General features: G+C 72.8%; 6 protein-coding genes. 2 read left to right on the top strand and 4 right to left on the bottom strand.

What is annotated here, in order from left to right:
* The first annotated feature begins 363 nt into the window (after positions 1–363).
* Both GGD89_RS19100 and GGD89_RS19095 read left to right on the top strand, forming a co-directional pair.
* Positions 364–663 carry a type II toxin-antitoxin system TacA family antitoxin gene (locus GGD89_RS19100; protein ID WP_246423231.1) on the top strand — a complete coding sequence of 100 codons (300 nt, stop codon included), beginning with the start codon at positions 364–366 and terminating at the stop codon, positions 661–663.
* Complete coding sequence (locus GGD89_RS19095) at positions 660–1,202, top strand: GNAT family N-acetyltransferase (RefSeq protein WP_184048976.1); 543 nt, start codon at positions 660–662, stop codon at positions 1,200–1,202. Before GGD89_RS19100 ends, GGD89_RS19095 begins: the two co-directional genes overlap by 4 nt.
* A 15-nt stretch (positions 1,203–1,217) precedes the next feature.
* Here GGD89_RS19095 and GGD89_RS19090 read toward each other — a convergent pair whose 3' ends face one another.
* From GGD89_RS19090 to GGD89_RS19075, 4 genes are all read right to left on the bottom strand, one after another.
* Positions 1,218–4,517: an error-prone DNA polymerase gene (locus GGD89_RS19090; RefSeq protein ID WP_343058653.1), complete on the bottom strand. Its 3,300-nt coding sequence runs from the start codon at positions 4,515–4,517 to the stop codon at positions 1,218–1,220.
* Positions 4,514–6,070, bottom strand: a complete 1,557-nt coding sequence (locus GGD89_RS19085) for a Y-family DNA polymerase (RefSeq protein ID WP_184048973.1) — start codon at positions 6,068–6,070, stop codon at positions 4,514–4,516. Before GGD89_RS19085 ends, GGD89_RS19090 begins: the two co-directional genes overlap by 4 nt.
* Complete coding sequence (locus tag GGD89_RS19080; protein WP_184048970.1) at positions 5,994–6,782, bottom strand: ImuA family protein; 789 nt, start codon at positions 6,780–6,782, stop codon at positions 5,994–5,996. Before GGD89_RS19080 ends, GGD89_RS19085 begins: the two co-directional genes overlap by 77 nt.
* 134 nt (positions 6,783–6,916) lie before the next feature.
* Positions 6,917–7,228 (bottom strand): hypothetical protein (locus GGD89_RS19075; protein WP_221238572.1); only part of this gene is annotated, 312 nt, incomplete at its 5' end.

The following is a 7,228-nucleotide window of genomic DNA, read 5'->3' as shown; positions in this document are numbered from 1 at the left end:
ACTGGAGGGTAGCCCATCCGTGGGGCGCGCCCCACGGATGGGCACGCAGGTGCGCCCCCACGAACAAAATTTCCAGACATCAGGTTACACAGCCGGACTGAGCGTGACCTTTCCGGGCTTTGATTTGCATGTTGTGGTCGTCATGATGACGTCTCCTTTCTCGGTGAATCGACGGACCGGAGAAAGACTTTTTTCTCCTATCAATCCCGTCACGAAAACGAAGACGTCCTCTCACTCTGGACCGTACCGCTTGGCGCGATGCCAGGGATATTGCTCATGCCGCGCCGAAACAACAACGACCTGTATTGACATTGCCCACACACAAAACGTATACTCAATGTAATGACACAGGAGATCGAACCCATGCCGACCATGCCCCGACCTCCCGGTGAGGCCACCGCGCGCGACATCACCATCAACCTGCGCGCCAGCCGGCGCCAGCGCGCCCTCATCGACGAGGCGGCCGAGGCGCTCGGCAAGACGCGCTCGGACTTCATGCTGGAAACGGCCTGCCGCGAGGCGGAATCCGTCCTGCTGGACCGGCGGTACTTCGGGCTGGACGAGGCGCGGTTCCGGGAGTTTCTGGCCGCGCTGGACGCGCCGCCCGCCGACAATCCGAACCTGCGCCGCCTGCTGGGCGAACGCGCCCCGTGGGAGCAATGACCGGACCCCGTCTCACCCCGCCCGAGAAGCTGCACGCCGGACACGACCTGAGCACCTTCGATTCCGGAGAACCCGCGCTGGATCGCTGGCTGCACCGCCGGGCGCTGGCCAACGAGGACAGCGGCGCGTCTCGGACGTACGTCGTGTGCGAGGACGGGGGCCGCGTGGCGGGGTTCTACGCCCTGGCCTCCGGGGCGGTCTCGCACACCGTCGCCACGGGACGGACGCGGCGCAACATGCCCGACCCGGTGCCGGTGATGGTGCTCGGCCGTCTGGCGATCGACAGGTCCCGTCAAGGTGAAGGGCTGGGCCGGGCGCTGGTGCGCGACGCGATCCTGCGCACGGTGCAGGCAGCCGACATCGCCGGCATCCGCGCCCTGCTCGTCCACGCCAAGTCCGAACAGGCCCGGCTGTTCTACGAACGCTGCGGGTTCGCGCCATCGCCGGTCGACCCGATGACCCTGATGGTCACGATCCGCGACGCGGTCAGGGCTTTGCCGGCGACGGATCCAGACGCGCGGCGGTCCGGCGTCCGTTGATGGGACCGGCGGATCCTACCTGTTTAGTCCCACCGCGTCGGGGAAACGGCCGACCCGGTCGGCGCGGCTGGGGATGAGAGCCAGGGCGGACCGCTCGGCGGTCAGACCGTGCAGGCGGTCGGTCCGGTCGGCCAGGGTGGCGACCAGGACATGGTGCACCGACCCGTCGGTCTGGAATCGCCCCTCGGCGTACAGCAGGCGGGCGCGTAAAACCGCCTGGCGATGAGCTTCGAACACCCGGGCCGGGACCATCAGGTTGGCGACGCCAAGGTCGTCCTCCAGGGTGATGAACAGCGTGCCCTTGGCCGTACCCGGCCGTTGCCGGCAGACGACCAGCCCGCCGGCCCGCACCCGCGCGCCGTCGCGCGCCGTCTTCAGCCGCCGGGTGGACAGCACCCCGTCGCGGTCCAGCGCCGGCCGCAGCAGCGCCAGGGGATGCGCCCGCAGGGTCAGGCGCAGGCTGTCGTAATCCTCCACCACCTCTTCCCCCGCGCGCAGGCCGGGCAGCGCCACATCCGGTTCCGGGCCGTGCTCCGAGGCCCCGGGCACGGCGAACAGTGGCAAGGGCGGCGCCTTCAGGCGCTTGACGGCCCACAGCGCCGCGCGCCGGTCGAGCCCCAGCCCGGCCAGGGCATCGGCGCGGGCCAGCACCTCCAGCGTGCGCGCCGACAGGCCGGCGCGGCGCCACAGGTCCTCGGCGTCCCGGAATGCCCCCTGCCGCCGGGCGGTGGCGATACGGTGACAGTCGTCTTCCGCCGCCGTGCCGGACAGGCCCTTGATCTGCCGGAAGCCCAGCCGCAAGGCGGGATGGATCCCGACGGTCCTTGAGCAGGATCGTTGAAGCCCGTGGCCGTTTGGGGGAGCGGGCTGGCGCAGCCCGCCGGCGCCTTCCAGCGTGTTGTCCCAGGCGCTGCGGGTGACGTCCACCGGGCGCACCTCGACCCCGTGGCGCCGCGCGTCCTGAACGATCTGGTCGGCGGAGTAGAAGCCCATGGGCTGGCTGTTCAGCAGGGCGCAGGCGAAGGCCGCCGGGTGATGGCGCTTCAGCCAGGCGGACACGTAGACCAGCAGGGCGAAGCTGGCGGCGTGGCTTTCCGGGAAGCCGTATTCACCGAAGCCCTCGATCTGGCGGAAGCAGTTCTCGGCGAAGGCGCGGTCATGGCCGTTGCGCAGCATGCCGGCGACGAAGCGCTCGCGGAAGCTGTGGATGGTGCCGGCGCGCCGGAAGGCCGCCATGGCGCGGCGCAGGTTGTCGGCCTCGGCCGGGGTGAAGCCGGCGCCGTCGATGGCGATGCGCATGGCCTGCTCCTGGAACAGGGGCACGCCGAGGGTCTTCTCCAGGGTCTTGCGCAGGGCGCCGGAGGGGTAGGTCACCGGCTCCAGCCCCCGGCGGCGGCGCAGGTAGGGATGGACCATGTTCCCCTGGATGGGACCGGGGCGGACGATGGCCACCTCCACCACCAGGTCGTAGAACACGCGCGGCCGCAGGCGCGGCAGCATGCTCATCTGCGCCCGGCTTTCCACCTGGAAAACGCCGATGGCGTCCGCCTCGCACAGCATGTCGTAGACCGCGGGATCAGCGGCCGGCACGGTGGCCAGGGTCAGGTCCGGCCCGCCGGTCTCGCGGATCAGGTCGAAGGCCTTGCGCACGCAGGTCAGCATGCCCAGCGCCAGCACGTCCACCTTGAGCATGCCCAGCGCGTCCAGGTCGTCCTTGTCCCACTGGATGACCGTGCGGCCGGCCATGGCGGCATTCTCGATGGGCACGGTGGTGTGCAGCGCGCCCCGCGTCAGCACGAAGCCGCCCACGTGCTGCGACAGGTGCCGGGGGAAGCCCTGGAGCTCATGGGTCAGGTCGAGCGCCAGACGCAGGCGCGGCTCGTCGGGGTCCAGGCCGGCCTCGCGCACATGATCGTCGCGCAGCGGCCGCGAGGACGCCCCCCAGACCGTGCCGGCCAGCGCCGAGACCGCGTCCTGGGACAGCCCGAGCGCCTTGCCCACGTCGCGGATGGCCGAGCGCGTGCGGTAGGTGATGACCGTCGCCGCCAGCCCGGCCCGGGCGCGGCCATACGTTTCGTAGATGTACTGGATCACCTCCTCGCGCCGCTCGTGCTCGAAGTCCACGTCGATGTCGGGGGGCTCGTCGCGGGCGGTGGAGACGAAGCGCTCGAACAGCAGGTCGAAGGTGGCGGGGTCGATGGCCGTGATGCCCAGGCAGTAGCAGACCGCCGAGTTGGCCGCCGAGCCGCGCCCCTGGCAGAGAATGCCCCGCGACCGGGCGAAGCGGACGATGTCGTGGACGGTCAGGAAGTAGGGCGCGTAGTTCAGCTGGCGAATGATGGCCAGTTCGTGGGCGATGGTGGCGCGCACGGTCTCGGGCGCGCCGTCCGGCCAGCGCCAGGCCATGCCGGCGCGGGTCAGGTCCTCCAGGTGCTGGTGCGGCGTGCGGTCGGGCGGGGTGAGGTCGTCCGGGTATTCGTAGCGCAGGTCCCCCAGGTCGAAGGTGCAGCGGCCGGCGATCTCCACGGTGCGGGCCAGGGCGTCGGGATAGCCGGCGAACAGGGCGGCCATCTCCGCCGGCCCCTTCAGGTGGGCCTCGGCGTTGGCGGCCAGGCGCCAGCCGGCCGTGTCCACGGTCACGTGCGCGCGGATGCAGGTCAGCACGTCGAGCAGGGGCCGCCGCGCCGGGGTATGCATGCGCGCGCCGTTGGTGGCCACCAGCGGTACCCCGGCGCGCGCCGCCAGCGTTGCCAGGGCGGCCAGCCGGCGGGCATCGCGACCGTCCAGGCGGCAGCGGGCGGCGAGATAACAGCCCTCCGGAAACATGTCGCGGAACACGGCCAGATCCTGTTCGAACGGCCCCAGCACCCCCTCTTCAGGCGGCAACGCCACGGCGATCAGCCCGGCGGCGTGGTCGGCGAGGTCGGCCCGGGACAGAAGACAGGAGCCCTTGGGCGCGCGCCGGCGGCCCAGGGTAAGCAGGGTGCACAGCCGGCCATAGGCGGCGCGGTCGGTGGGATAGACCAGCAGGCTCGGCGCATCCTCCAGGTCCAGCCGGCAGCCGACCACGACCCGCAGGCCGGCGTCGCGGGCGGCGGTCCAGGCCCGCACCACCCCGGCCAGGCTGTTGCGGTCGGTGACCGCCAGCGCCCGCAGGCCCAGCGCGGCGGCGGTCACGACCAACTCGTCGGGATGGGAGGCGCCCTCCAGGAAGGTGAAGTTGGTGGTGACGTCCAGTTCTGCATAGGGGGGCAGCTCGGCGGAGGGGGGTGGCTCTGGTCCTGCCTCCCGGGCGCCCCAGGCCGGCGGGTTCACGGGAACACACCCCGCACGCACCAGCGCGCCGCGCCGTCGCGCACCAGCCACAGGCGATGGCCGGCCGCGTCCTCGACGCGCCAGTGGTCGCGCGCCTGATCGGGCGCGGGCGGCTGGGCGCCGTGCCACCAGGCCGGGGCGATGCGCTCCGGCCCCTCGGCGCGCGCCACGCGCCAGTCCCGGCGGCGCCAGCGGAAGCGGGTGGGCGGCGTGTCCTCCTCCAGAACCTCCACCGGTTCCGGCGCCAGCAGGCGCGGCGGGCGCGGCGCCGTCGCCGGCCAGGTTCCGGGCGCGCCGGCCGGGGCCCGCTCGGCGTGGGTGACGGCGGCGTCCGGGTCATGGCTCTGGCGCGGCGCCGGGCGGACCACCTGGGCCGCGCCCAGACGCGCGCGCAGACGGTCGAGCAGCAGGGCGACCTCCGCCTCCCGCCCGGTCGCCCCGGGCGTGGCACTGGGGGCGGCGCCAGTGCCCCTGACGAACGCCGGTTGCTTGGCCGTGAACGGCTCGACGGCGGTCAGGGTCAGCGTCATGGCCTCGATCCCGAAGCCAGCGTCGAGCCCGTCCAGGGTCTCGCGGAACAGCCGGGTCAGGGCGCCGGCATCACGCATCGGCCGGCTGGTCCCCACCATGCGGTGCAACAGCGGGCCGTCCACGCGCGCCATCTCCAGCAGCAGGCGCCGCGCGCCCTTGTCGGCGCGCTCCAAACGCGGCCGAAACGCGCGGCACAGGGTCGCGATGGCGCGGGTCACGTCCTCCGTGCGGCCGATGGGCTCGGGAAAGGCCAGGGTCTCGCGCCAGGGCACCACCGGCGGGCGCGGGGTGAAGGGCTCGGGCGCGCGGCCCAGGGCATGGTCCAGCCTCTGCGCCACCAGCGGCCCCAGGCGCGCGGTCAGGGGGGCGCGCGGCAGGGCGGCAAGGTCGGCGATACGACGCAAGCCGAGCCGCCGCAGCGTCTCCACGACGTCCGGCGGCAGGCGCAGCGCCTCCACCGGCAACCCCATGAGAAGCTGGCGCTGGGCGCCCTCCGGCAGCAGCGCGACGCCGGGGGGCTCGCCGTCGTCATCCTCGGCCAGAAAGCGAGCGGCGGCCCAGGCGGCGCCCTGGGTGTCGGCCACGCCCAGCCGCACGGCGCTGAAGCCGAACCCGGACACGCGCTGGCGCAGGTCCCGGGCGAGGGCCGCCTCGCCGCCGAACAGGTGGGCGCAGCCGGTGATGTCCAGCCAGATCCCGCCCGCGCCGCCGTCGCCCGGTCCCTCGATCGTGGTCCAGGGGGTATGCCGGGTGGCCCAGGTGGCCAGGGCGCCCAGGGCCGCCACATCGGCGGCAGGCGCGGCGGGCCGCGCCATCAGTGCCGGAACCACGGCCCGGGCATCGGTCAGCGGCAGGCCGGCAAACACTCCGGCGGCCTCCGCCGCCCGGTTGACGGCATGGAGGGTGGCGGCGCGCCCGGTCTCCCTGACCAGGGCGAAGGGCCGGTCACGCCCGCCGGCGCAGACGGCCCCGGGACGCGTCACCCGATCCGTCGCGAAGCGGGGCAGCCACAGAAAGAGCATGCGTCTCATCGTCCCACTCCATCGTCCAGCGTGCCGGGCGACCGCCGCGACAGCGCTCCAGCGTCACGTCCCACCGCGCCGGTCCCAACCCCGGCCAGTCGACCGGCGCGGCCGGGCGCGGCCGCACCCGCCAGCGGGTGGTCGCGGCGACCGATCCCGTTCCCCCACCGGTCGCCCTGCCTTGGCCGGCCGGGGCCAGCAGCAGCCCGGTGACGCCCCCGGCCTCGGCGGCCAGTTGCAGGCGGCGCCCGGCGATGAGGTCGACGGCGCGGGCCTGGCCGACGACGGCGGCAAGGCCGGGGGTGCGCAAGCCCTCTTCCATGCACCACAAGACCCGCCCGTCATCGCCGGCGCGGGCGATCATCAGTTGCCGGGGCGGCAAGCCCAACTGAGCCAGACCCGGCGGATACAGCGTGTCGTCCGCCGATCCGTGCCGCACACACCACAGCACGGGGCCGCCGTCGCGCGCCGCCAGCCGTGCCGCCAGCAACGCGGTGAACCCCAGCGCCGCCACCGGCCCGGTGGCCGCCTCCGCCGGGTCATCAGCGTCGCCCACCACCTGATGCAGGCACCCCAGCGGCAGGCCGCCCCAGGGCAGCGCGTCGTCCAGCGCCGCCAACCCCAGGGGCAACACCCGCCCGGCGTCCCGGGCCGAGCCCTCCAGGACCCGGATGCGCTGGCGTAACCGGTCCAGCGACGGCGTGTGAGACATGCGACCGATCCTGTTTGTTCTTTTTTTGTTCTAGTCGCGAGTCCCGGATCGAGTCAAGCGTTGTGTGAATCGCCGCGTCTCACGGCGCGCGAGGCGGCGCCCGCCGGGGGCCGGCGGGCGCCGCGTTTGGCCGCTCAGGCCTCGACGCCGTCGTGGTCGGTCAGGACCATGTCCGGCGTGACGCTGACGAAGAGCGGCTTAATGTTGAGGGTATTGCCGTCCTTATCCGGCGTGATGGTGACGATGGCAGAGGCCGGTTCGCCGTTCACGAAGCAGGAGAACAGAGCAAGATTGTCGTAGTCGCCGCTGGTCAGCGCCTCGAAGCAGCAGTTCTCATTTTGAGCCGAAATAGCTTGGACACGGGACACGGGATGTGATTCACCCTCTGGGTGAGGTGGCTTGAAGAGCAAATCGCGGCGCTGCGGGAGCGGTGCGCGGCCCTGCCG

This window comes from Roseospira visakhapatnamensis (assembly GCF_014197915.1).
In the GTDB taxonomy this organism is placed as follows: Bacteria; Pseudomonadota; Alphaproteobacteria; order Rhodospirillales; family Rhodospirillaceae; genus Rhodospira; species Rhodospira visakhapatnamensis.
This window is presented reverse-complemented; position numbering and strand designations above follow the sequence as displayed.

What these genes read in the sequence shown, in the direction of transcription:
- GGD89_RS19100 (WP_246423231.1), top strand. Translation starts at nt 364, where the DNA reads ATGCCGACCATGCCCCGACCTCCCGGTGAGGCCACCGCGCGCGACATC.
- GGD89_RS19095 (WP_184048976.1), top strand. Translation starts at nt 660, where the DNA reads ATGACCGGACCCCGTCTCACCCCGCCCGAGAAGCTGCACGCCGGACAC.
- GGD89_RS19085 (WP_184048973.1), bottom strand. Translation starts at nt 6,070, where the DNA reads ATGCTCTTTCTGTGGCTGCCCCGCTTCGCGACGGATCGGGTGACGCGT.
- GGD89_RS19080 (WP_184048970.1), bottom strand. Translation starts at nt 6,782, where the DNA reads ATGTCTCACACGCCGTCGCTGGACCGGTTACGCCAGCGCATCCGGGTC.